The sequence below is a fragment of the Actinocorallia lasiicapitis genome, assembly GCF_054778695.1.
In genome coordinates, this window is record NZ_BAAGZI010000069.1 from 1 (window position 1) to 20,537 (window position 20,537).

The 20,537-nt window shown below is 69.8% G+C and carries 22 protein-coding genes; 11 read left to right on the top strand and 11 right to left on the bottom strand.

Annotated features, from left to right (window positions below; all coding sequences use genetic code 11):
* From ACYVE7_RS11095 to ACYVE7_RS11105, 3 genes are all read right to left on the bottom strand, one after another.
* A partial coding sequence (locus ACYVE7_RS11095) for a TcpE family conjugal transfer membrane protein (protein WP_460364526.1) occupies positions 1–528 on the bottom strand: 528 nt, incomplete at its 3' end.
* A 31-nt stretch (positions 529–559) separates the two neighbouring features.
* Positions 560–835 (bottom strand): hypothetical protein, encoded by a 276-nt coding sequence (locus ACYVE7_RS11100; RefSeq protein ID WP_460364527.1) that lies wholly within the window; start codon positions 833–835, stop codon positions 560–562.
* A gap of 13 nt (positions 836–848) precedes the next feature.
* A complete protein-coding gene (locus tag ACYVE7_RS11105) occupies positions 849–1,772 on the bottom strand; it encodes a conjugal transfer protein (protein ID WP_460364528.1) in 924 nt (307 codons plus the stop codon).
* Between the two features lie 256 nt (positions 1,773–2,028).
* Between ACYVE7_RS11105 and ACYVE7_RS11110 the strand changes: the two genes are divergently transcribed.
* Positions 2,029–2,961, top strand: coding sequence for a DMT family transporter (locus tag ACYVE7_RS11110; protein ID WP_460364529.1), 933 nt, complete (start codon positions 2,029–2,031; stop codon positions 2,959–2,961).
* Here ACYVE7_RS11110 and ACYVE7_RS11115 read toward each other — a convergent pair.
* The gene (locus tag ACYVE7_RS11115) at positions 2,882–4,222 is read right to left on the bottom strand and encodes an aminotransferase-like domain-containing protein (protein ID WP_460364530.1); all 1,341 of its coding nucleotides are present in this window, start codon (positions 4,220–4,222) and stop codon (positions 2,882–2,884) included. The two genes, ACYVE7_RS11110 and ACYVE7_RS11115, sit on opposite strands and share 80 nt — an antisense overlap.
* 252 nt (positions 4,223–4,474) lie before the next feature.
* Positions 4,475–5,083 (bottom strand): TetR/AcrR family transcriptional regulator, encoded by a 609-nt coding sequence (locus ACYVE7_RS11120; protein ID WP_460364531.1) that lies wholly within the window; start codon positions 5,081–5,083, stop codon positions 4,475–4,477.
* Positions 5,084–5,154: 71 nt separating this feature from the next.
* Here ACYVE7_RS11120 and ACYVE7_RS11125 point away from each other — a divergent pair, with 71 nt between their 5' ends.
* Positions 5,155–5,973, top strand: coding sequence for an NAD(P)H-binding protein (locus ACYVE7_RS11125; RefSeq protein ID WP_460364532.1), 819 nt, complete (start codon positions 5,155–5,157; stop codon positions 5,971–5,973).
* Positions 5,974–6,085: 112 nt separating this feature from the next.
* Here ACYVE7_RS11125 and ychF read toward each other — a convergent pair whose 3' ends face one another.
* Positions 6,086–7,165: a redox-regulated ATPase YchF gene (gene ychF / locus ACYVE7_RS11130; RefSeq protein ID WP_460364533.1), complete on the bottom strand. Its 1,080-nt coding sequence runs from the start codon at positions 7,163–7,165 to the stop codon at positions 6,086–6,088.
* A 21-nt stretch (positions 7,166–7,186) separates the two neighbouring features.
* Positions 7,187–8,119, bottom strand: a complete 933-nt coding sequence (locus tag ACYVE7_RS11135; protein ID WP_460364534.1) for an alpha/beta hydrolase fold domain-containing protein — start codon at positions 8,117–8,119, stop codon at positions 7,187–7,189.
* 126 nt (positions 8,120–8,245) lie between these two features.
* Here ACYVE7_RS11135 and ACYVE7_RS11140 point away from each other — a divergent pair, with 126 nt between their 5' ends.
* Entirely contained in the window at positions 8,246–9,487 is a 1,242-nt protein-coding gene (locus ACYVE7_RS11140; RefSeq protein WP_460364535.1) for a DNA recombination protein RmuC, read from the top strand.
* Positions 9,484–10,008 carry a DUF6542 domain-containing protein gene (locus tag ACYVE7_RS11145; protein WP_460364536.1) on the top strand — a complete coding sequence of 175 codons (525 nt, stop codon included), beginning with the start codon at positions 9,484–9,486 and terminating at the stop codon, positions 10,006–10,008. Before ACYVE7_RS11140 ends, ACYVE7_RS11145 begins: the two co-directional genes overlap by 4 nt.
* Before the next feature lie 58 nt (positions 10,009–10,066).
* Here ACYVE7_RS11145 and ACYVE7_RS11150 read toward each other — a convergent pair whose 3' ends face one another.
* On the bottom strand, positions 10,067–11,038 hold the full coding sequence (locus ACYVE7_RS11150) for a 4-hydroxy-3-methylbut-2-enyl diphosphate reductase (RefSeq protein ID WP_460364537.1): 972 nt from the start codon (positions 11,036–11,038) through the stop codon (positions 10,067–10,069).
* A gap of 183 nt (positions 11,039–11,221) precedes the next feature.
* On the opposite strand from ACYVE7_RS11150, the gene ACYVE7_RS11155 reads away from it, so the two are divergent.
* Together ACYVE7_RS11155 and ACYVE7_RS11160 are read left to right on the top strand one after the other, a co-directional pair.
* Entirely contained in the window at positions 11,222–11,944 is a 723-nt protein-coding gene (locus ACYVE7_RS11155; protein WP_460364538.1) for a hypothetical protein, read from the top strand.
* A gap of 123 nt (positions 11,945–12,067) precedes the next feature.
* A complete protein-coding gene (locus ACYVE7_RS11160) occupies positions 12,068–12,637 on the top strand; it encodes a DUF1707 SHOCT-like domain-containing protein (protein WP_460364539.1) in 570 nt (189 codons plus the stop codon).
* Positions 12,638–12,869: 232 nt separating this feature from the next.
* On the opposite strand, the gene glpX is transcribed toward ACYVE7_RS11160, so the two are convergent.
* Positions 12,870–13,892: a class II fructose-bisphosphatase gene (gene glpX, locus ACYVE7_RS11165; RefSeq protein WP_460364540.1), complete on the bottom strand. Its 1,023-nt coding sequence runs from the start codon at positions 13,890–13,892 to the stop codon at positions 12,870–12,872.
* Positions 13,893–14,008: 116 nt separating this feature from the next.
* Between glpX and ACYVE7_RS11170 the strand changes: the two genes are divergently transcribed.
* From ACYVE7_RS11170 to ACYVE7_RS11180, 3 genes are read left to right on the top strand one after another with little or no spacing between them, the layout of a single operon-like run.
* A complete protein-coding gene (locus ACYVE7_RS11170; RefSeq protein ID WP_460364541.1) occupies positions 14,009–14,611 on the top strand; it encodes a TetR/AcrR family transcriptional regulator in 603 nt (200 codons plus the stop codon).
* Positions 14,608–15,264 (top strand): DUF4245 domain-containing protein, encoded by a 657-nt coding sequence (locus tag ACYVE7_RS11175; protein ID WP_460364542.1) that lies wholly within the window; start codon positions 14,608–14,610, stop codon positions 15,262–15,264. The genes ACYVE7_RS11170 and ACYVE7_RS11175 overlap by 4 nt, the downstream gene beginning before the upstream one ends.
* Before the next feature lie 10 nt (positions 15,265–15,274).
* Positions 15,275–16,804 (top strand): DUF2079 domain-containing protein, encoded by a 1,530-nt coding sequence (locus ACYVE7_RS11180; RefSeq protein ID WP_460364543.1) that lies wholly within the window; start codon positions 15,275–15,277, stop codon positions 16,802–16,804.
* Here the strand turns inward: ACYVE7_RS11180 and ACYVE7_RS11185 are convergent.
* The gene (locus ACYVE7_RS11185; RefSeq protein ID WP_460364544.1) at positions 16,801–17,016 is read right to left on the bottom strand and encodes an exodeoxyribonuclease VII small subunit; all 216 of its coding nucleotides are present in this window, start codon (positions 17,014–17,016) and stop codon (positions 16,801–16,803) included. The two genes, ACYVE7_RS11180 and ACYVE7_RS11185, sit on opposite strands and share 4 nt — an antisense overlap.
* Positions 17,017–17,027: 11 nt before the next feature.
* On the opposite strand from ACYVE7_RS11185, the gene xseA reads away from it, so the two are divergent.
* Positions 17,028–18,239, top strand: coding sequence for an exodeoxyribonuclease VII large subunit (gene xseA / locus ACYVE7_RS11190; protein ID WP_460364545.1), 1,212 nt, complete (start codon positions 17,028–17,030; stop codon positions 18,237–18,239).
* Positions 18,240–18,289: 50 nt separating this feature from the next.
* Positions 18,290–19,480, top strand: a complete 1,191-nt coding sequence (locus ACYVE7_RS11195) for an MFS transporter (protein WP_460364546.1) — start codon at positions 18,290–18,292, stop codon at positions 19,478–19,480.
* On the opposite strand, the gene ACYVE7_RS11200 is transcribed toward ACYVE7_RS11195, so the two are convergent.
* The coding region (locus ACYVE7_RS11200; protein ID WP_460364547.1) for an aminotransferase-like domain-containing protein at positions 19,467–20,537 on the bottom strand (1,071 nt) is incomplete at its 5' end. The two genes, ACYVE7_RS11195 and ACYVE7_RS11200, sit on opposite strands and share 14 nt — an antisense overlap.

The following is a 20,537-nucleotide window of genomic DNA, read 5'->3' on the forward strand; positions in this document are numbered from 1 at the left end:
GAGGGCGGCTCGGGTGCGGGCCACGGCGTCCTGGTGGGCGGCGGCGTATTCGGCGGCGTACTGGGAGAGGGGCTGGGGAGCCGAGGCCGTGGCCGGGCGGGGGGCCGGGATCGACGGGCTGACCGGGGTGGAGACCTCGGTCAGGGTCGGGGCGATCTGCGACGGGCTGCGCCACACCCGCGCCACGACCACGACCTCGCGGGGCTCGCGGATCGGGGTGAGACGGCACCAGGTGCGCGGCTCGGCCAGGTAGCGGATCTGCGACTGGAGGAGTTCGTTGAGCCGCTTGCCCTCAATGACGGGGCGGGTCGCCAACCAGGCGACCAGCCCCGGCGGCACCAGGTACAGAACATGCCAAGGCGCACCGAAAGGGATGCTGAGGAGCTGCAGGAACACGATCCACGGCACGAACGAGCCCGCGTAGACGCCGATCGTGACGAGCGGCAGCGGCATGGGAAGCCGCAGGTCGTACAGCTTGTACAACCTTTTCTCGATACGCCAGACATTGGTGTATGTGGGCAGATCCATGCCACTCCCCCTCGCCGTCAGCCCGGAACGCTCAGTTGAGGTCCACGCCCAGGGCCGCGGCGATGGCCTTCGCCGTCACCTCGATGATGTTCGGAACGTAGAAGATGATCCCGATGCCGATCGCGAGCAGGATGAACTGCGCGAAACGGGTGATCTCCCGGGTGAACAGGAAGAACAGCGCCACGATCGAGACGATGACGAGGAACAGCGGACCGAACAGGTTACGCAGCCACGTCGCCAGGTCGTCGGTCTTGAGCTCGGTGTTGTTGGGGTCTGCCAGAACGTCCGACAGATGCTGGAGGAGCACGAATACCTTCTTTCTAGGACCCGGCCTGGGCACCGCGGATCGAGGCGACGTTCCAGTTGCCGCTCTTCTTCACCACGGTGAGCTCATAGACCATGGTGACCATGCCCTCTGAGCCCCTGGCCAGGGTCTGGGGGAAAATCCACGTGACGGGGACGGTGACCGTCCGCTCGTCGGAGGAGCCCTTCGGGGCGTCGATGTCACCGAGCTGCCCGAAGGTGACGCCGCCGCCGAGCCCCTGGATCGCGGGGTTGTCGGTGAATCGGGGGAGGTTGACCTTGTCGCTGGCCGCGTACGCCTGGAAGAAGCCCTGGAGGGTGTTCTGGAGTTGGGCTTCCAGGTCGGTGTCGTGGTCGATCCCCTTGACGTCCGGGGGTTCGATCCGGGCGGGCGGCTCCAGCAGCGCCGGCCGTCCCGACACGACGAAACCGCCGCCGCGCGTGAAGACCGGAACCGAGAGCTGGATCCACCGGGTGCCGACCTTGGCGACGACGTTCACCAGCGCCCGGTTGACGTCCTTGACGTCCACCGAGGCCACTTGTGCGGAACCGGCGGCCAGTTGCCCCTTGCCGTCCCAGCCGAACTGGTCGGAGCCCGCGGGGACGAACCGTTCGAGGGCCTTCTGCCGGTCGACGGCCGTGATCTGGTCGTAGTTCAGGTAGACCTGCGTGAACTGGAGCGCGAACGCGGAGGCGCCGCTGACGGGGAACTGGCCGTCGGCGGGGATGCTGGACGTCGTCGTCCCGGGGCCGTCGGGGGCGGTGAACCGTTCGAAGGGCGCGCGGATCCCGTTGACGATGACGACGAGCACGAAAGTCCACAGGAGGACCCGGCCCACCCAGATCCACCAGCGTCCGCCCCCACCGCCCCACCCCTTCTTCGGGGTGCGCCGCTTGGGTTCGTCCCAGGACTCTTCGAGCGCAGTTGGGCCGTCTTGCACAGCCGACCTGCGAGCCATCGCGCCTCCGCCTAATGCGCCTCGCCCCCGGTCGGCGCGCGTCTGATGTCCGTCACGTGGCACCAAGCGTAGCCACGAGAGGCAATTGTTCCAGTCGGCCCGGAAGAACACGAGCCTCGGCGCGCGGTTGTGCATGTCGCAGTGCTCACTCCTCCCCCACGAGCACGCTGCTGGAACAGGGGATTGGCCCGCCGATTGGCCGTTCACCTCAGAGCGGAACGAGCGGAACATCCCGGTCATGCGAATTCCGCTCATGTACGTGCTGGTCACTGTGATCTGGGGGACCAACTGGATCGCCATCAAGGCGGCGGCCGTTGACCTGGGGCCGTTGACGGCGTCCGGGCTGCGGTTCGCGGTCGCGGTTCCGGTGCTGGTGACACTCTGTCTGGTGCTGGGGGTGCCGCTGCTGTTTCCGCGACGGCTGTTCTGGTTCGCCGCCTTCGCCACGGTCTGCTATTTCGGCGTCCCGTTCTTTCTTTTGAACCTGGCCGAAACTGGGATCTCGACGGGTCTGGCCGCGCTCTGCTTCGCGATGGAGTCGGTCGTCATCGTGCTGCTGAGCAAGCCGCTGCTCGGCGCGCCGCTCCGGCCGGTGCAGGTGGGCGGGGTGCTCGTGGCGTGTGCGGCGCTGCTGCTGCTCGTGACCGATGTGTCGGCGAAGAGCTGGTGGGCGGTGGTGGCCGCGCTGACGGCCGCTTGTATGCACGCGTTCGCTTACGTGATCGTGAAGCGGCACGGCGCCGAGGTCCATCCGCTGACGCTCAACACGGTGCCGATGCTCATCGCCGGACTGGCTCTGACCGGCGCCGGGATGCTGACCGAAACACCCCGGTTCACGACGGAGGCCGTCGGGGCGACGATCCATCTCGGGCTGATCGCGTCGGTGCTCGGGCTCGTCGGGTACTTCTGGCTGCTGCAGCGGATCACGGCCGTCGCGGCGTCGTTCGTGTTCGTGCTGTTCCCGCTGATCGCGCAGCTCGTCGCGGTGCGCGTGGAGCACACGCCGTTCGGGCCGCGCGAGCTGGCGCTGACACTCCTCATCGCGGCCGCGTTCACCGTCACGCAGCTCGCGGGGGCGCGGCCCGGCGCGGTCAGAGACGGGCTTCGAGCGCTGCGAGCCGCGACACCGCCCCGGCCAGCTCGTCAGGCGGCAGGACGAAAGGGATCCTGAGGTGCGACGGGTCGCGCGCCGACACCCGGAACTCCTCGCCCGGCAGCAGCGCGACACCCTCGCGGAGCGCACGCTGGAGCAGTTCGGGAGCGACGGGCCGAGGCAGCTCCACCCAGAGGGATAGTCCCCCTTCGGGGAGAGTCCACTGCCACGCGGGGGCATGAAGATCTAGCGCTTCGGCAAGGGCGTCGCGGGAGGCGCGCACCCGCGGCAGCCGGCAGGCCATCGCCTCGGCGTGCCGCGCCAGCAGCCACGCGGCCTGGACCTGGGCGTCGACGGACGCACCGAGATCCATGACGCCGCGCGCCGACTCGATGTACCGGATCAGCCTGCGCGGCCCGCGCACCCAGCCGATCCGCAGGCCCGCCCAGTGCGCCTTGCTCATCGTGCCGATCGACAGGACGTTGCCGCGGCCCGCGAGGACGACCGGTGGCGGGCCGTCCAGCCGCAGGTCGAGCAGGGCGAGGTCCTCGATGACCAGGGCGTCGCCCGCGGCCGCGAGGAGGCGTTCCGCCCGGCCTTCGGTGAGGCGGGCGCCCGTCGGGTTGGAGTAGGCGGGGGTGAGGACGACGGCGTCGAGCCCGCCCTTCGGCGGTTCGATGCCGAAGTTATCCACAGGGAGCGGGCGGAGTCTGAGCGTGTGGGCGCGGAGCGCGGTAAGGATGGAGGGCGAGGTCGGGTCTTCGACTCCGACCTCCGCCCCGGCCGCCAGCGCCGAGGTCGCCAGCCACAACGCCTGCACCGCCCCCGCCGTCACCGTGACCTCGTCGGGGCGGGTGGGCACACCGTAGGAGCCGAACCATGCGCAGATCTGTTCCCGCAGCTCGGGCAGGCCGCCCGGGTAGTAGCCGCGTCCGTCGAACGGGGGTTCCGTCTCCTCCCGTGCCCGACGCACCAGCTCATGCGCCGCCGGGGTGGCCAACGTCAGGTCGACGGGCCGCCGCTCCGCCATGTGCTCCAGATGCCGCGGTTCGACGGTCCGGTGCGGCCGCGGCGCCGCCGCCTCCGTCACCCACGAACCCGCGCCCACCCGGCTCTCGATCCGGCCTTCCGCCCGCAACCGGTCGTAGGCGGCCTCCACCGTCCGTCTGCTCACGGCCAGCACCTCGGCCAGCGCCCGCTCGGACGGCAGCCGCTCCCCCACCCCGAGCGTCCCCTCCTGCGTCATCGCGGAAAGCCGGGCCGCCAACCGTCCGTAAAGCGTCTCCGCCCCCTCCTGCGACCACCCGCCGAGCAGCCGCCGCAACTCGCCCGCCTCCATCGCCCCTCCCCTCGATCCGCATCCGCCCACCCGCGCCCGGGCCGTATCTCAGACCACCGCCCCGTCCGACTCTCCCACTCGATCCGTATCCGCTGCCTGGGAGGGGGCGTCGTCCGGGCCGCCACCGCCCCCTGTGGCTCTCCCACTCGATCCGTATCCGCCCACCTGGGTCGGGCCAGGATTCGGACCGCCGCAACCCCCGTGCGCCTCTCCCATTCGATCCGTATCCGCTCGCCTGGGCCGGGGTGTGGTTCAGACCGCCGCTGCCTTGTCCGGCTCGGCCGCTTGGAGGGAGTCGAGCCAGGTTTTGACGCGGGTGGTCTCCTTGGTCATGACCTCGGGGTCGCGCAGGATGTTGGAGACGACGGACATGCCCTGGTAGGCGGAGACGAACGTCAGGGCGAGGCCAGGGGGGTCGGCCAGGTCCAGCTCGCGGAACTGGGTCTCGGTCCAGTCGAGCAGCAGGCGCAGGACGTGGGCGGCTGAGGCGTCCAGCGCGGGGTCGGCGCGCTTGTCCAGTTCGCTGGCGAGGGTGCCGAACGGGCAGCCGTACCGCGCGGTCTGCTCGCGCTGCCGCTCCCACCGATCGACCAGGCCCTTCAGCCGGGACATCGGGCTGTTCAAGACGGCCAGCTCCGTCGTGAGGGAGGCGAACCCTTCAGCGTGCTCGGCCAGAGCCGCCTCGATCAGCTCGTCCTTGGTCTTGAAGTAGTAGTAGACGTTGCCGACCGGGACGTCAGCGGCCTGGGCGATGTCGGCGATCGTGGTCCGCTCGACGCCCTGCTCGTACAGGACCCGCGCGGACGCCTCCATGAGCCGGCGGCGCTTCCCCCCGGCCTTCACACTTCTTGAGTCAGTCACCTGACTAACGATAGCCGGAAACCTGTGCTACGGTCCTTTTAAGTCAGTCAACTAACTCACTGGAGTGCATCATGATCGTTGTCACCGGAGCCACCGGGAACGTCGGACGCGGCATCGTCGAACGGCTCGCCGCCGGCCACGAGGTCACGGCCGTCGCCCGCCGGATCACCGCAGCGGACGTGCCGGACGGGGTGCGGGCGGTCGCCGCCGACCTCGGCGACCCGGCTTCGCTCGAAGCCGTCCTCGCCGGGGCCGGCGCCCTGTTCCTGCTGGTCGCGGGCGATGACCCGGACGGGATCGTCGCCGCCGCGCGGAAGGCGGGGGTCGGCCGGATCGTGCTGCTGTCCTCGATCGGGGCGGGCACCCGTCCGGAGGCGTACGCCCACCCGGCTGCGTTCGAACGTGCCGTCCGCGAGTCGGGGCTTTCCTGGACGATCCTGCGGCCTGGCGGCTTCCACACCAACGCGTTCGCATGGCTGGAGCCCGTCAGGACCGGCCGGATCGCGCCCGCGCCGTTCGCTGACGTCGCCCTCCCGACCGTCGACCCGGCCGACCTGGCCGCCGTCGCCGCGACCGTCCTCACCACGGACGGCCACGACACCCTGGTCTACGAACTGACCGGCCCCGAGGCGACCACCCCGCGCCAGCGCGCCGAAGCCCTCGCCACGGCGCTCGGCGAGCCGATCCGCTTCGTCGAGCAGTCCCCCGCCGAAGCCCGCGCCCAGATGATCACCTTCATGCCGGAGCCCGTCGCCGACGCGACCCTCGCCGTCCTCGGCGAGCCCGTCCCCGCCGAAACCCGCGTCAGCCCCGACCTCGAGCACCTTCTGGGCCGTTCCCCCCGCTCCTTCGCCGACTGGGCCACCACCGCCGCCCCGTCCTTCCGCTGACCCCGTCCCACAGATCCCAGCCGAGAGAGCCCAAAAGCCGAACGGCCCGGACACTCCGGGGAGTGTCCGGGCCGTGTGCAGCCTGGGCGGCGGGTTCGTGGTGATCGAACCGTTAGACGTTGAAGCGGAATTCGACTACGTCGCCGTCGCGCATGATGTAGTCCTTGCCTTCCATGCGGGCTTTGCCTGCGGAGCGGGCGGCGGGGACGGAGCCTTCGGCGAGGAGGTCCTCGAAGGAGACGATCTCGGCCTTGATGAAGCCGCGCTGGAAGTCGGAGTGGATGACGCCGGCGGCCTCGGGAGCGGTGGCGCCCTTCTTGATCGTCCAGGCGCGGGCTTCCTTCGGGCCTGCCGTCAGGTAGGTCTGCAGGCCGAGGGTGTCGAAACCGACGCGGACGAGCTGGGCGAGACCCGACTCGTCCTGGCCCATCGACTGGAGGAGTTCGAGCGCCTCGTCGTCGGGGAGCTCGATCAGCTCGGATTCGATCTTGGCGCTGAGGAAGATCGCCTCGGCGGGGGCGACCATGTCGCGGAGCTTGGCCCGGAGGGTCTCGTCGCCGAGCTCCTCGTCGTCCAGGTTGAAGACGTAGAGGAAGGGCTTGGCGGTGAGCAGGTGCAGCTCGCGCAGGAGGGTGCGGTCGAGGCCCGCGGCGAACGCGGTCCTGCCCTCGTTCAGGGCGGCTTCGGCCCGGCGGACCTCGTCGAGGACGGCGGCCGCGTCCTTGTCCTTCTTGAGCTTGACCTCCTTCTCGAGGCGCGGAATCGCCTTCTCGATGGTCTGGAGGTCGGCGAGGATCAGCTCGGTGTTGATCGTCTCGATGTCGCGCAGCGGGTCGGTCTCGCCGTCGACATGGGTGACGTCCGGGTCGTTGAACGCCCGGATGACCTGGCAGATCGCGTCGGTGTCGCGGATGTTGGCGAGGAACTTGTTGCCGAGTCCCTGGCCTTCGGACGCTCCCTTGACGATCCCGGCGATGTCGACGAACTCGATCGTCGCCGGGATGATCTTCTGGGAGCCGAAGGCCTTGGCCAGGCCCTCCAGCCGGACGTCGGGCACGCCGACGATGCCCACGTTCGGCTCGATGGTGGCGAACGGGTAGTTCGCGGCCAGCGCGTCGTTCTTGGTCAGGGCGTTGAAGAGCGTGGACTTGCCGACGTTCGGCAGACCGACGATCCCGATCGAAAGGCTCACGTCGGCCGAGTTTAGTGGGCGTCAGTGGGTGGCGAGGAACTCACGGATGTGCCGGAACGCCGCCTTGCCCTCCGGAATGTAGTCGGCGAAGACCGGGAAGACGTGCACCTGGTCGTTCCATTCCTGGTGGATGACGGGGATTCCGGCCGCTGTGGCGACCTTGGCGAGCTCCCGGGAGTCGTCGCGGAGGATCTCCGTGGAACTCGCGATGATCATGAGCGGGGGGAAACCCGTGTAGTCGCCGCCGGACGGCTCGCCCAGCGGATGCCCCTCGGGCGCCTCGGCGTGGAAGACCTCGCCGAGCCAGCGAAGCTTGGCGTGCGGGATGAGGTGGTCGGTGCGCTCGTTGAGCGTGTGCGACGTCGCCGTGCAGAGCAGGTCGGTCCACGGCGAGATCAGGACGGCCGCGCGCGGCAGGGTGTCGCCGCGCCGCTTGAGCGCGTGCAGCAGCGAGAGGGCCAGATGGCCGCCGGCGGAGTCGCCGCCGATCACGATGTCGCCGGGGGCGTGGCCGCGGGCGAGGAGCGATTCGTAGGCGAAGAGCGCGTCGGCGAGGGCGTCGGCGGGCGTGTGGGCGGGCGCCAGCCGGTAGTCGACCATCAGGACGGGCATCCGGCTGGCCGCCGACAGCCGCCACGAGAAGCCCCGGTACAGCCGCGGGCTGCCGAAGAAGTAGCCGCCACCGTGCAGGTAGAGGAAGACTTTCTCCTCCTGGACGGCCCGTGCGCGCACCCATTCGCCGGTGAACAGCCCGAAGTCCTCGGCCGTGATCTCGACGCCCTTGGGCACCCGGCTCGCCCGCGCGATCCGGTCGGTGGCCCGCCGGACGCGCAGCAGCCCGGCCGGGGTGAACGGAGCGGACTCCCACACGCGGCGGCCGCCGTTCCGGATGACCCGGTTGACGATCTTCGACTGACGGGAGGGCGGGCTGTCAGGCCCCAGCACGAGATCCATGGCCCACAGTCTTACGCCGTACGCCGTAAATAGACAATATGTCCAACCTCACGGTCCGGTCGCGAGGACCGGACACGCCCTGTGGATAACGCGGGAAGCGCCGAATCTCGTGCGACGATCGCCCGTATGAGCGCAGCGCTGCTGGTGGGACTGGCGATCGGAGTCGTCCTGGGTTTCGCGCTGGCCACCGCCCGGCAGGCCGGACTGATCGCCCGCGCCAAGGCCGCGGAGGACAAGCTCCACTACGCGGAGCAGAAGATGGCCGAGCAGTTCGAGGCCGTCTCGGCCCGCGCGCTCGACGCGTCCAACCAGCGGTTCCTCGAACTCGCCGACACCCGGCTGAAAGCCGCCGGGATCGAGGCGGCGGGCGAACTGGAGCGGCGCAAGCAGGCCGTGGAGCATCTCGTCGAACCGATCCGCGACACCCTGGGGAAGGTGTCGGAGCAGCTGCGGGAGCTGGAGTCCAGCCGTCGCGAATCGCACGCGATGCTCGCCAAGCAGGTCGATTTCGTCCGGCAGAGCTCCGAGCAGCTCCGCAGCGAGACCCACACCCTGGTCCGGGCGCTGCAGCGGCCCGAGGCGCGCGGCCGGTGGGGCGAGCTGCAGTTGCGCAGGGTCGTCGAGCTCGCCGGGATGACCCCGCACTGCGACTTCTCCGAGCAGGCCAGCGCCCAGACCGCCGACGGCGTCGTCCGCCCCGACCTGATCGTCCGGCTGACGGGTGAGCGGACCATCGTGGTCGACTCCAAGGTGTCGCTGGCCGCCTATCTGGAGGCGGCGGGCGGCAAGGAGACACGGCTCGAAGCGCACGCCCGGCATCTGAAAGACCACGTCGACAGGCTCGCGGCGAAGGCGTACTGGCAGGCGTTCAGCCCGTCGCCCGAGTTCGTGGTGCTGTTCGTGCCGGGCGAGGCGTTCCTGGCGCCGGCGCTCGACGTCGACCCCGGGCTGCTGGAGTACGCGATGGCCCGCAAGGTGCACATCGCCACCCCCACCACCCTGATCACGATGCTGCGGACAGCCGCCTACACCTGGCAGCAGGCGGCGCTGTCCCGCAACGCCAAACAGGTCTTCGAGCTGGGGCGGGAGCTCTACGACCGGCTCGGCACGCTCGGCGGCCACATGGACGAGCTGGGACGCGCGCTCACCGGCGCGGTCCGCTCCTACAACCGGACCGTCGGCTCGCTGGAGACCCGGGTCCTCGTCAGCGCGCGCAAGCTGAACGAGCTGGGGGTCACCGAGGCGGCGCTGGAATCGGCGCGTCCCGTGGAGGAGACACCCCGCTCGCTGTCCGCCGCGGAACTCCTCGACGAGCAGATCCAGAAGGTAAGTTTCGGTGCACGGTCCAGCCCGGAGGATGCAAGATGATCGTGGAATCGCGCGAGAAGACCTCACGCTCGGAAGGCGGCGCCGTGCAGCGACGACGCGCCATGCCCAAGGCGTCCCGCTCCCCGATCACGTTGACCGGCCGCGGCGGCGTCGCGGTGATCTTCGCCTTGACGTTCACGGGCGCGCTGATCGGCTGGTCGGTCCTGCCCGGTCTGCTCTTCCTCGCGGCCTGCGTGCTGGCGGCCCTGGCCACCAAGCCCGCCGCGCTGCCCGGCCTGGCGGTGGCTCCGCCCGTCTCCTACTTCCTGGCGACGCTCGCCGCCGAGATCGTCCACAATCTGAGCGCCGCCAACTTCTTCCAGAGCCTGGCCGTCTCGCTGCCTCTGGCCCTCGGCGACTCCGCCCTCTGGCTGTTCGCCGGCACCGCGATCGCCCTCGCGATCGCCGTCAAACGCGGCCTCCTCAGCGCCTGGCGCTCCCTGTCCACCGAAGCCGCCACCTTCCGCCTAGCCCAAGAACGCTACGTAGAAGACGACCCCATCCGCTGGGACGAATCCTGACGGGACGCAATAAAAGGGGGCGCACGGTAGGTACCGTGTGCCCCTTTCGTCGCATCGGTTAGGCGCGGAGGTTGCGGCGGAGTTCGTGGGGGAGGGCGAAGATCATTTTTTCCTTGACGGATTCGATCTCTTCTACGTCGGTGAAGCCGTGGGAGGCCAGGTAGTCGATGACGCCCTTGACGAGGATCTCGGGGGCCGAGGCGCCGGAGCTGACGCCGACCGTGGTGGCGCCGTCGAGCCAGGACGGGTCGATCTCCGCGGCGTAGTCGACCAGATGGGCGGTCTTGGCGCCGTAGTCCTTGGCGACCTCGACGAGGCGCTTGGAGTTGGAGGAGTTCCGGGAACCGACGACGATCACGACGTCGGACTGGGCGGCGATCTCCTTGATGGCCGTCTGGCGGTTCTGGGTGGCGTAGCAGATGTCGTCCGAAGGCGGCGACTGGAGCGAGGGGAAACGCTCGCGGAGCGCGTCGACGGTCTCGATGGTCTCGTCGACCGACAGGGTGGTCTGCGACAGCCAGACGATCTTCTCGGGGTCGCGGATCTCGACATTGGCGACGTCGGCGGGGCCGTCGACGAGCTGGATGTGCGCGGGCGCCTCGCCCGTGGTGCCGACGACCTCGGGGTGGCCCTGGTGGCCGATCAGCAGAATGTCGTAGTCGTCCTTGGCGAAGCGCACGGCCTCTTTGTGGACCTTGGTGACGAGCGGGCAGGTCGCGTCGATCGTGCGCAGGTTGAGCTGGGCGGCCTCGTCGTGGACGACCGGGGCGACACCGTGCGCGGAAAACACCACGATCGCGTTCTCCGGCACCTCCTCCGTCTCATCGACGAAGATCGCGCCCAGTCCTTCGAGGGTCTTCACGACGTGCACATTGTGGACGATCTGCTTGCGGACGTAGATCGGCGCGCCGTACTGCTCGAGCGCCTTCTCCACCGCCTGCACGGCCCGGTCTACTCCGGCGCAGTACCCGCGCGGCTTGGCGAGAAGTACGCGCCGGCGGGTTTCGGGCTGAGTGCTCGCGACAGTCATGGCTTCATTTTACGTTTCGCCACCGGAATGCTCGCCCAGCAGCCGGAATGTGACCCACCGCACGCCCATCCCGGACATATTTCCGTTTACCGGGGGTGACCACCAACCCACAGGTACGGCACAGTAGTCATCTAGACACTTCCCCCAGCACCACCCGTTCTTGGACAGCAGGGAGCAGAGAAGATGCCGCGTACCCCGCGCGAGGTGGGTAAGCAGGTCCAGGAGGCCGTGAACGAGCAGGTCAGAGATCTGCCGATCCACGCGGCCCGGCTGGCGATGTTCGGCGTCGGCCGGACCCTCCTGCTCACCGACCGGGTCACCAAGGACTACCGGGACCTCAAAGAGGGCGACCTGCGCCTCGTCCTCGACCGGCTGAAGGGCGACGCCGAGAAGCTCACCGGCAAGGTGACCGGACGGCTCGCCGACACGCCCGTCGGCCGGGTGCTCGACCTGGTCGTCCCGAAGCCGGCCGTCCCGGTGCCCGCCACCCCGGTCGCCGCCCCTCCGGCCCCCGCCCCGGAGATCGTCCTCGGCAAGCCGAAGCCCGCCCCGGAGCCCGTCGTGGAGCCGGTCGCCGTCGCAGAACCTGAGCCGGTCGTGGAGCCCGTGGCCGTCGCGGAGCCCGAGCCGGTCGTCGAGCCTGTGGCCGTCGCGGAGCCGGAGCCCGTCGTGGAGCCGGTCGCCGTGGTGGAGCCGGAGCCCGTGGTGGAGCCGGTCACCGTCGAGGTGGAGCTGCCGGTGCCGAACTATGACGAGCTCACCCACGCTTCGCTCCGTGCCCGGCTGCGCAAGCTGTCCCTGGACGAGGTGAAGATCCTCCGCGAGTACGAGGCGTCCCACGCGGCCCGCGCGGAGATCGTCAAGATGTACGACAACCGGATCGCGAAGCTCTCCGAGCAGCCGTAACTGCTGCTCGTGGAAGGCCCGCCCCCCGCACGGGGCGGGCTTTCCGCGTTCCATGGAATAAATCACGACAAACTTCCGCGCCGGTGGGGTCCGGGGTCGTGCGCGGGCGGCTATCTTCGTCCCGTGGATCCGAACCGACCCGTGCCGACGCGGGACATGCGCGCCTCCGACGCGGACCGGGAGCGGGTCGCGGAGCTGCTGCACGACGCCGCCCAGGACGGCCGTCTCACGCTGGAGGAGCACGCCGAGCGCATCGACCGCGTCTACCAGGCGAAGACGCTGGGCGAGTTGACGTCGTTCACCCGTGACCTCCTCCCGGAGGAGCAGCAGCCCTTCAAGATCGACGGCCGCGCCCTTCTGGCCCTGTTCGGCTCGTCCAAACGCGAGGGCCGCTGGGTCGTCCCGGCGAAACTCCCGGTGGCCGCCCTTTTCGGCACGGTCGAACTGGACCTGACCGAGGCGATCCTGCAGCGCAAACACATCACCCTGGATGTCTCGGCTCTGGCCGGCCGCCTCCGCCTGATCGTCCCCGACGGCGTCGAGGTCCGCATCACCGGCAGAACCGTCCTGGCCACCAAGGATCTCCGCAACCCGCCCACCCCCGACGGCCCCATCGTCGAGATCACCGGCACCTTCCTCCTGGGCACGGTCAAAGTGATCCGCCCCAAAAAGAAACGCTTCTTCCGCCGCTGACCACCCACGGCAAACCACCTACTCAGCGAACCCCGCGCGCCACGCCAGAGCCCGCCGCGGGACGGCAGCAACGCTCCCGCCCCGCACCAAAGACAGCGCTCGAGCCACCCGCACAAGCGACGGCCTGCCGCACCTCACCGCAGGCTTTCAACGGAGGACGGCAGTCACGCTCCTGCATCCGGCAGCTTGGCGCGCCATCATCCTGGAGTCCCCGGTGGCTTGCGCGCCAGCGCTAAAGCGCGGTGTCGAAGTTGATGGCGGAGTAGGCGCGGAGTTTGTTGAGGCGGTGTTCGCCGTCTACGCGGCGGATGGTGCCGGAGCGGCCGCGCATGACGAGGGAGCTGGTGGTGGCGATGCCCTTGGAGTAGCGGACGCCGCGGACGAGTTCGCCGTCGGTGATGCCGGTGGCGGCGAAGAACACGTCGTCGGAGCTGACGAGGTCGTCGGTGGACAGGACGCGGGCGGGGTCGTGGCCCGCGTCGATGGCGCGGCGGCGTTCCTCTTCGTCCTTCGGCCACATGCGGCCCTGGATGACTCCGCCGAGGCATTTCATGGCGCAGGCGGCGATGATGCCTTCGGGGGTGCCGCCGATGCCGAGCAGCAGGTCGATGCCGGTGCCTTCTTTGGCGGCCATGATGGCGCCGGCGACGTCGCCGTCGCGGATGAACTTGATGCGGGCGCCGGCCTCGCGGATCTCCTTGACGATGTTTTCGTGGCGGGGCCGGTCGAGGATCATCACGGTGACGTCTTCGGGGGCGGAGCCCTTGGCGCGGGCGACGGCGCGGATGTTGTCGCCGATGGGGCGTTCGATGTCGACGACGTCGGCGGCTTCGGCTCCGGTGACCAGTTTCTCCATGTAGAAGACCGCTGACGGGTCGTACATGGAGTGGCGGGGCGCGACGGCGATGACGGCGATGGCGTTGGGCATGCCGAGGGCGTTGAGGGTGGTGCCGTCGACGGGGTCGACGGCGACGTCGCATTCGGCGCCGGTGCCGTCGCCGACCTCCTCGCCGTTGAACAGCATGGGCGCGTTGTCCTTCTCACCCTCGCCGATCACGACGACGCCCTGCATGGACACGGTATTGATCAGTTGTCGCATGGCGTTGACGGCTGCTCCGTCGGCGCCGTCCTTGTCGCCTCGGCCGACCCAGCGGGCCGCGGCGAGCGCGGCTGCTTCGGTGACGCGGACGAGCTCGAGCGCGAGGTTACGGTCCGGTGCCTGGGGTGCTGCGGCAAGCGGCGAGTAGTCAGACATGACGGGCCCTTCGATCGGCGTGGAGTACCCCGATTCTCTGTTCACGGACCCCGATCTCACAAATTGGACCAGACCAAGGGCCTCTGCCTTTCCGTGGTGGCGTAATCTCTGGACCCATGAGCAGCGAGATCGAGGAGACCGTCACGCGGATCTCGGACCGGGGTGCGGCGACGCGTGGCGCCCTGCTCCAGGCCGCCCGTGAGGTGTTCTGCGAGGAGGGGTTCGCGCAGGCGGCCGTCACGGAGATCGTGGCGAAGGCCGGGGCCAGTGTGGGCAGCCTCTACCACCACTTCAACGGTAAGGCCGATCTCTATCTGACGCTGTTCGAGGAGTTCCAGGGCCGTCAGCAGGACCGCACCAGGGAGGCGCTGGCCAAGGTTCGTGCGGCGGGTGAGACCGATCCGCTGCGGCTGTTCCTGGCGGGTGCGACGGCTTATCTGGAAGGTTCGGTGGCCGAGCGGGAGATCTCCAAGCTGTTCATCTCGGGTGACGGCCCTCCCGGGTTCGACCGGATCATGCGGGAGCGGCTGCGCAAGTGGGCGCGGCGGAACGCCGCCCTGTTCCATCAGGATGACGGCGGGGTCAACGAACCGCTGGTCATCGTGCTGACCGGCGCGATGATCGGTGCGGTGTCCGAAGTTTCGATCAGTGAGGACGAGCGGCACTCCCGCGAGCTCGCCGCCTCGATCATCAAGGTGCTGGGGACGATCCAGGCATGAGTGACACGCAAGTGACTCCGCAGGTCAAGCGCGAGACGCGGATCGTCAGCGAGGGTTTCCTGAAGCGGCTGACGGCGGGCCCTGGCCAGTTCTTCCTGGCGATCGGCGCGTGCCTGCTGCTGGTGGCGGGCGTGTTCTTGCTCACTCCGCGGGGCGACTCCGCGCCGCTGCGTCCGTCGGTCGACTATTCGTGGGACGCCAAGGCGATCTCGCGGTTCGCTCCGTACGTGTCGTGGGCGCCGTCCTGGCGGCAGGGGGCGCTGCCGGCGGGCTGGAAGGCGACGGCGTCGCGGCTGACGGGTATCAACGACGAGCCGGCCAAGGGCGAGAAGAAGATCGTCTCCTGGCATCTCAACTTCACAACGCCGAGCGACAAGCTGGCCTCTCTGGAGGAGAGTAACGAGCGTCCCGACACGCCTGGCGGGTTCGTCCGGCGGATGACCAATGTGGGCGCTTCGGCGCCGCAGCAGGCCATCGGGACCCAGACGGTCAACGGGATCGTCTGGGAGAAGTTCCGCAACGACGAGAAGAAGCAGAACTCGCTGGTCCGCCGTCTGCCCGACGTCACTGTGATCGTCACCGGGACGGCCGACTGGGACGAGCTGGGCGTCCTCGCCGGTTCCCTCGTCGCGCAGCCCAAGGACCAGCCCTAGGGGTCTCATAGTGATCTCTTTTCTGGGCCGCCACCGTGCGGCCCTCTTCACGTCCGCCCTCAGCTTTCTGGTGACGGCGGCCGTCGCGCTGCAGCAGTGGTACGGGCTGCGGCTGGCCGGGTTCGATCTCGGCATCTTCGACCAGGGGGTGCGCTCGTACGCAGAGGGCGAGCTGCCCCGGTCGATCATCAAGAACTTCCACCATGAGTTCCCGCCGAGCTTCTCGCTGCTGGGCGACCATTTCTCGCCGGTGCTGGCGCTGCTCGCGCCCGGCTACTGGGTCTGGGATGATCCGCGGATCCTGCTGATCGGGCAGTCGCTGCTGTTCGCCTCAGGGGTGCCGCTGGTGCGGAGCATCGCCCGCGATCTGCTCGGCGAGTCGAAGGCCCGCTTCTACAAGGACCCGGTCTTCTGGGCGGGGATGACGTTCGGGCTGGGCTGGCCGCTCCTGGTGGCGTCGCGGAACGGGTTCCACGAGGTCGGTTTCGCGGTGCCGATCCTGCTGCTGATGCTGCGGGCGGGGCTGCGCGGCAACCGGCGGATGGTGCTGGTCTGGGCGTTGGCGCTGTGCTGCGTCAAGGAAGACCTCGGCATGGTGGTCGGCTGCTACGGGCTGGTGCTGCTGCTGCGCCACCGGCGGGAGCGCAAGTGGCGCTGGACGGGGGTGGCGCTGCTGTTCGGCGGCCCCGCCATCACGGTGATCACCATCCAGTGGATCATTCCGGCGTTCGGCGGGGTGCCCGGCTACTACTGGAACTACGGGGCGCTGGGCTCGGAGCCGTCCGACGTGATCCACAATCTGCTGACGCAGCCGTGGATCCTCTGGCACGCCTCCACCGACGCCACGCTGAAGCCGCTGCTGCTGCTCTGGCTGTTCGGGACGCTCGCGTTCCTGCCGCTCGGCTCGCTGACGACGCTCTGCGCGCTGCCGCTGCTCGGTGAGCGGATCTTCTCCGACAATCCGAACCACTGGTCGATCGCCCGCCAGTACGACGCGTTCCTCTGGCCGATCCTGGTGGTCGCCGCGATCGAGACCGTCGCACGGTTCCGGCATCGGCCGCAGACCAAGTGGATCGCCTCGGCGGCCGTCGCGTTCAATCTGATGGCGGCGGTGCCGTTCGGCGTCCAGGCACTGTTCGACGAGCTCCAGTGGCGGCCCAACAAGATCAACGAGGCGTTGGTGGAGGGCGCGGAGAACATTCCGCGCGGCAGCACCATCGAGGCCGACAACCAGATCGCGCCGCGGCTCACCGCGGGCAACAAGGTCGTGATCGTCGACGGCAAGCCGCGCGGCATGGACTACGTGCTGATCCGCACCAACCGGCGTTCGTTCCCGTTCGGTGACGTCTCGGAGCAGGCCGACCGGGTGCGGCTGCTACTCGCGCACGGCTACCGGGTGATCTGGGCCAACGACGGGGTGGCGCTGCTCAAGCGCTACTCCAAGGAGCCGATCCCCGGCGAGTACATCCCGGGCGAGGACAGTGTGCCCGTCCGGGAGCTCGTCCCCGGCGACGTCGGGCACAACCTGTTCAAGGGTTAGAAGGGGGCGTTCTGGTCGGGTTTCGGCGCCATCGCGGCGGCGAGCCTGGCCCGGGCGCCCTCCAGCCACTCCTCGCAGATCCCGGCGAGCTTCTCGCCGCGCTCCCAGAGCGCCAGCGAGTCCTCCAGGCTCAGCCCGCCCGCTTCGAGGCGTTTGACGACCTCCGCCAGCTCGTCGCGGGCCTTTTCGTATGAGAGCGTCTCCTCGGCCATAGGCTCAGCGTATGGGAGTGGAGACGTCGCCGGAGTCGCCCGTGCCGGTGCGGCAGGTACTGAACATGGTCGGCGGGTGGATCGGGCGGCTCGGCCGGATCTGGGTCGAAGGCCAGATCACCGAGCTGAACCGGCGCGGCTCCTCCGTCTATCTGACCTTGCGGGACCCGGCCGCCAACATGTCGGTGCGGGTGACGGGCTCGTGGGCGGTGTTCGACAACCCGGCCGTCATCGACGGCGCCCGGGTGGTGATCCACGCCAAGCCCGACTTCTACATCAACCGCGGCAGCTTCTCGCTGACGGCGATCGAGGTCCGCGCGGTGGGGATCGGCGAGCTGCTGGCCCGGCTGGAGCAGCTCAAGCGCACCCTCCAGGCCGAGGGGCTGTTCCGGCCCGAACGCAAACGGCCGCTGCCGTTCCTGCCCGGCACGATCGGGCTGATCTGCGGGCGGGACAGCGCCGCCGAACGGGACGTCCTGGAGAACGCGCGGCGCCGCTGGCCGGCCGTCGCGTTCAAGGTCGAGACCGTGGCCGTGCAGGGCCTCAACGCCGTCGGGGAGGTCGTGGAGGCGCTGCGCAAGCTCGACGCCGACCCCGAAGTCGACGTGATCATCATCACCAGGGGCGGCGGATCGCTGGAGGATCTGCTGCCGTTCTCCGACGAGACCATGGTGCGGGCCGTCGTCGGGGCGATCACCCCGGTGGTGTCGGCGATCGGGCACGAGCAGGACAGCCCGATCCTCGACCATGTGGCCGACCTACGGGCCTCGACCCCCACGGACGCGGCGAAGAAGGTCGTCCCGGACGTCAGGGAGCAGGTCCAGCTCGTCCGGCAGCTCCGCGACAGGGGCCGGCGGGCGATCATGGGCCGGGTCGACCGGGAGTCGACCTGGCTCGCCCACGTGAAGTCGCGTCCGGCGCTCGCCGATCCCGTCCGGGAGATCGAACGGCAGCACGAGCGGGTGCTCACCGAGCGGGACAGGGCGCGGCGTGCGCTGAACGTCGTGCTGGACCGGGCCGAGGACCGGCTCGAGCACACCAGGGCGCGGTTGACGGCGCTGTCACCCGCCGCCACTCTGGGGCGCGGCTACGCGATCGTCCAGCGGACCGACGGCTCCGTCGTGCGGACCGGGGAGGACCTGCGGACCGGTGACGACCTGCTGGTCAGGCTCCCCGACGGTCGCATCTCCGTAACGGTCTCCGGGAGCCTTGACCAGGGGTGACACGGGTCATAGCCTGCCGTGAATAATCCTCACATTTCAGGAGATGCGCGATGCGGGATCGCCAGGCCAGGCTCGCCGTCTACGGCGCCTTCGGCATCCAGGGCTTGTGCTTCGCCTCGCTGGTCACCCGGGTGCCGCAGATCCAGGACGCGCACGACCTCAGTGACGGCGATCTCGCGCTGGTGCTGCTGCTCGTCCCGCTGATCGCCGGGGTCGGCAGCGTGCTGGCCGGGCTGCTGTTCACCCGGATCGGCTCGGGGCCCGTGCTGCGCGTCGCCCAGCCGGCCGTCTGCCTGTCGATCGTCGGGGTGGGGCTGACCGGCGGGAACCTCGCGCTGCTGTACGTCGCGACCGCGCTGTTCGGGCTGTTCGTGGGCGCGGTCGACGCCGCGATGAACGCCCAGGCGTGCGCCGTCGAACGGCATGTCGGAATGAGCGTGATCTCCGGGTTCTACTCGGTGTGGAGCGTCGGCGGGATCCTCGGCGGGCTCTGGGCGGCACTCGCCAACAAGCTGGACATGTCCCTGTTCGAGGGATTCGCCCCGCCCGCCGCGGTCGGCGTCATCGGCGCGCTGGTGATCGGCGGGATGCTCTACAAGAAGGACGAAGAGGGCTCCGGGCCGTCCGCCGCGACCCTCAAGGCCGCCGGGAAGCTCGTGCCGTGGAAGCCCGTGATCCTGGTCGGGATCGCGATGTGCTGCTTCTACATCGCCGACGCCGCGATCTCCAGCTACAGCGCCAAGTACCTCGAGGACGAACTGGACTCCACCGCGGCCGTCGCGCCGCTCGCCTATGTCGCCTACCAGATCGCGATGGTGCTCAGCAGGGCCGTCGCCGACTTCGGGGTGCGGCGCAGCGGGCCGGTCACGGTCGTGCGGATCGGCGCGCTGGTCGGGTTCGTCGGCATGGTCGGAGTTGTCGCCGCGCCCAACGCGGCCGTCGCCATCGCCGCCGTCGCGATCATGGGGCTCGGGGTGTGCGTGGTCGCGCCGCTGTCGTTCACCGCCGCCGACAAGGTCGACCCGACCGGGCTCGGGATCGCCGCTTCGCGCGTCAACCTGTTCAACTACGCCGGATTCGTGCTGGGTGCGGGGATCATCGGAGCGTTCGCGCCCGCCGAAGGCGAGAGCAACCTGCGCGTCGCCTTCATCATCCCGACGGTCCTGCTGCTGGTCATCGTCCTGCTCGCCAAGTCCTTCGCGCCCAAGTCCGCCGGAGACAAGACCCTCACCCCCGCCTGACCGTGTCGCGGGCCCGCGCCAGGAGGCGGACGGCCTCGGTGAGGCGGTGTTCGGGCAGGCTCGCGTAGCCCAGCAGGAGGGTGCCGGGCGGGCTCGGCTGGAGGGTGACGCCCAGAGCGGCGGCGCGGGCGTGGAAGGCCGGGCCCGCGCCGTCGAGGCGGAGGTAGAGGTGGAGTCCTGCCGAAACGCCCTGGATGTCGGCGTCCGGGAGGTGGGTGCGGAGCGCGGCGACCAGGGCGTCGCGGCGGGAACGGTAGACGCGGCGCATCTGGCGCAGATGACGGTCGTAACCGCCCGACGCCAGGAGGTGCGCCAGGGCGTGCTGGTCGATCGCGGGTGAACCCAGATCGGTGTCGACGCGGTGCCGGGCCACCCGCGCGGCCAGATCGGGCGGCGCCACCAGCCAGCCGAGCCGGAGCGCGGGCGCCAGCGCCTTGCTGACGGAACCCAGCAGGACGACCCGGTCGGGCGCGACGCCCTGAAGGCAGCCGACGGGATCGCGGTCGTACCGGAACTCGGCGTCGTAGTCGTCCTCGATCACGTGCCCGCCGGTCCTCGCCGCCCAGGCCAGGAGGGCGGCCCGCCGGGACGGCGACAGCACGACCCCGGTCGGGAACTGGTGGGCGGGCGTCAGCAGCACGGACGTCGCGCCCGACCGTTCGAGCGCCGTGACGTCCAGGCCGTCCGCGTCGACGGGCACCGGGACGATCGGCACGCCCGTCGCCGCGAGCAGCGGCACCTGCCGGTCGGACGTCGGATCCTCGACGGCCAGCACCCCGCCGAGCAGCCGCACCACGGTCGACAGCCCGTGCGCGACCCCGCCCGTCACCACGATCTGCCCGGCGTCCGCGACGGCCGCCCGCACCCGCCCCAGGTATCCGGCGAGCTCCCGCCGCAGCCGCGGAACCCCCGCCGGATCCGGGTACGCCAGATCCGCGCTCCCCATCCCGGCCAGCCCCTGCCGCAACGCCGCCATCCACGCCGCCCTTGGAAACGCCCCCAGATCCGGCACCCCAGGCCGCAGATCGAACCGCCCCACCTCCTCGGCCTTGCGGCA

Coding starts and splice junctions, on each gene's coding strand:
- ACYVE7_RS11110 (WP_460364529.1), top strand. CDS start 2,029: ATGCGAATTCCGCTCATGTACGTGCTGGTCACTGTGATCTGGGGGACC.
- ACYVE7_RS11115 (WP_460364530.1), bottom strand. CDS start 4,222: ATGGAGGCGGGCGAGTTGCGGCGGCTGCTCGGCGGGTGGTCGCAGGAG.
- ACYVE7_RS11125 (WP_460364532.1), top strand. CDS start 5,155: ATGATCGTTGTCACCGGAGCCACCGGGAACGTCGGACGCGGCATCGTC.
- ACYVE7_RS11135 (WP_460364534.1), bottom strand. CDS start 8,119: ATGGATCTCGTGCTGGGGCCTGACAGCCCGCCCTCCCGTCAGTCGAAG.
- ACYVE7_RS11140 (WP_460364535.1), top strand. CDS start 8,246: ATGAGCGCAGCGCTGCTGGTGGGACTGGCGATCGGAGTCGTCCTGGGT.
- ACYVE7_RS11145 (WP_460364536.1), top strand. CDS start 9,484: ATGATCGTGGAATCGCGCGAGAAGACCTCACGCTCGGAAGGCGGCGCC.
- ACYVE7_RS11150 (WP_460364537.1), bottom strand. CDS start 11,038: ATGACTGTCGCGAGCACTCAGCCCGAAACCCGCCGGCGCGTACTTCTC.
- ACYVE7_RS11155 (WP_460364538.1), top strand. CDS start 11,222: ATGCCGCGTACCCCGCGCGAGGTGGGTAAGCAGGTCCAGGAGGCCGTG.
- glpX (WP_460364540.1), bottom strand. CDS start 13,892: ATGTCTGACTACTCGCCGCTTGCCGCAGCACCCCAGGCACCGGACCGT.
- ACYVE7_RS11170 (WP_460364541.1), top strand. CDS start 14,009: ATGAGCAGCGAGATCGAGGAGACCGTCACGCGGATCTCGGACCGGGGT.
- ACYVE7_RS11175 (WP_460364542.1), top strand. CDS start 14,608: ATGAGTGACACGCAAGTGACTCCGCAGGTCAAGCGCGAGACGCGGATC.
- ACYVE7_RS11185 (WP_460364544.1), bottom strand. CDS start 17,016: ATGGCCGAGGAGACGCTCTCATACGAAAAGGCCCGCGACGAGCTGGCG.
- xseA (WP_460364545.1), top strand. CDS start 17,028: ATGGGAGTGGAGACGTCGCCGGAGTCGCCCGTGCCGGTGCGGCAGGTA.
- ACYVE7_RS11195 (WP_460364546.1), top strand. CDS start 18,290: ATGCGGGATCGCCAGGCCAGGCTCGCCGTCTACGGCGCCTTCGGCATC.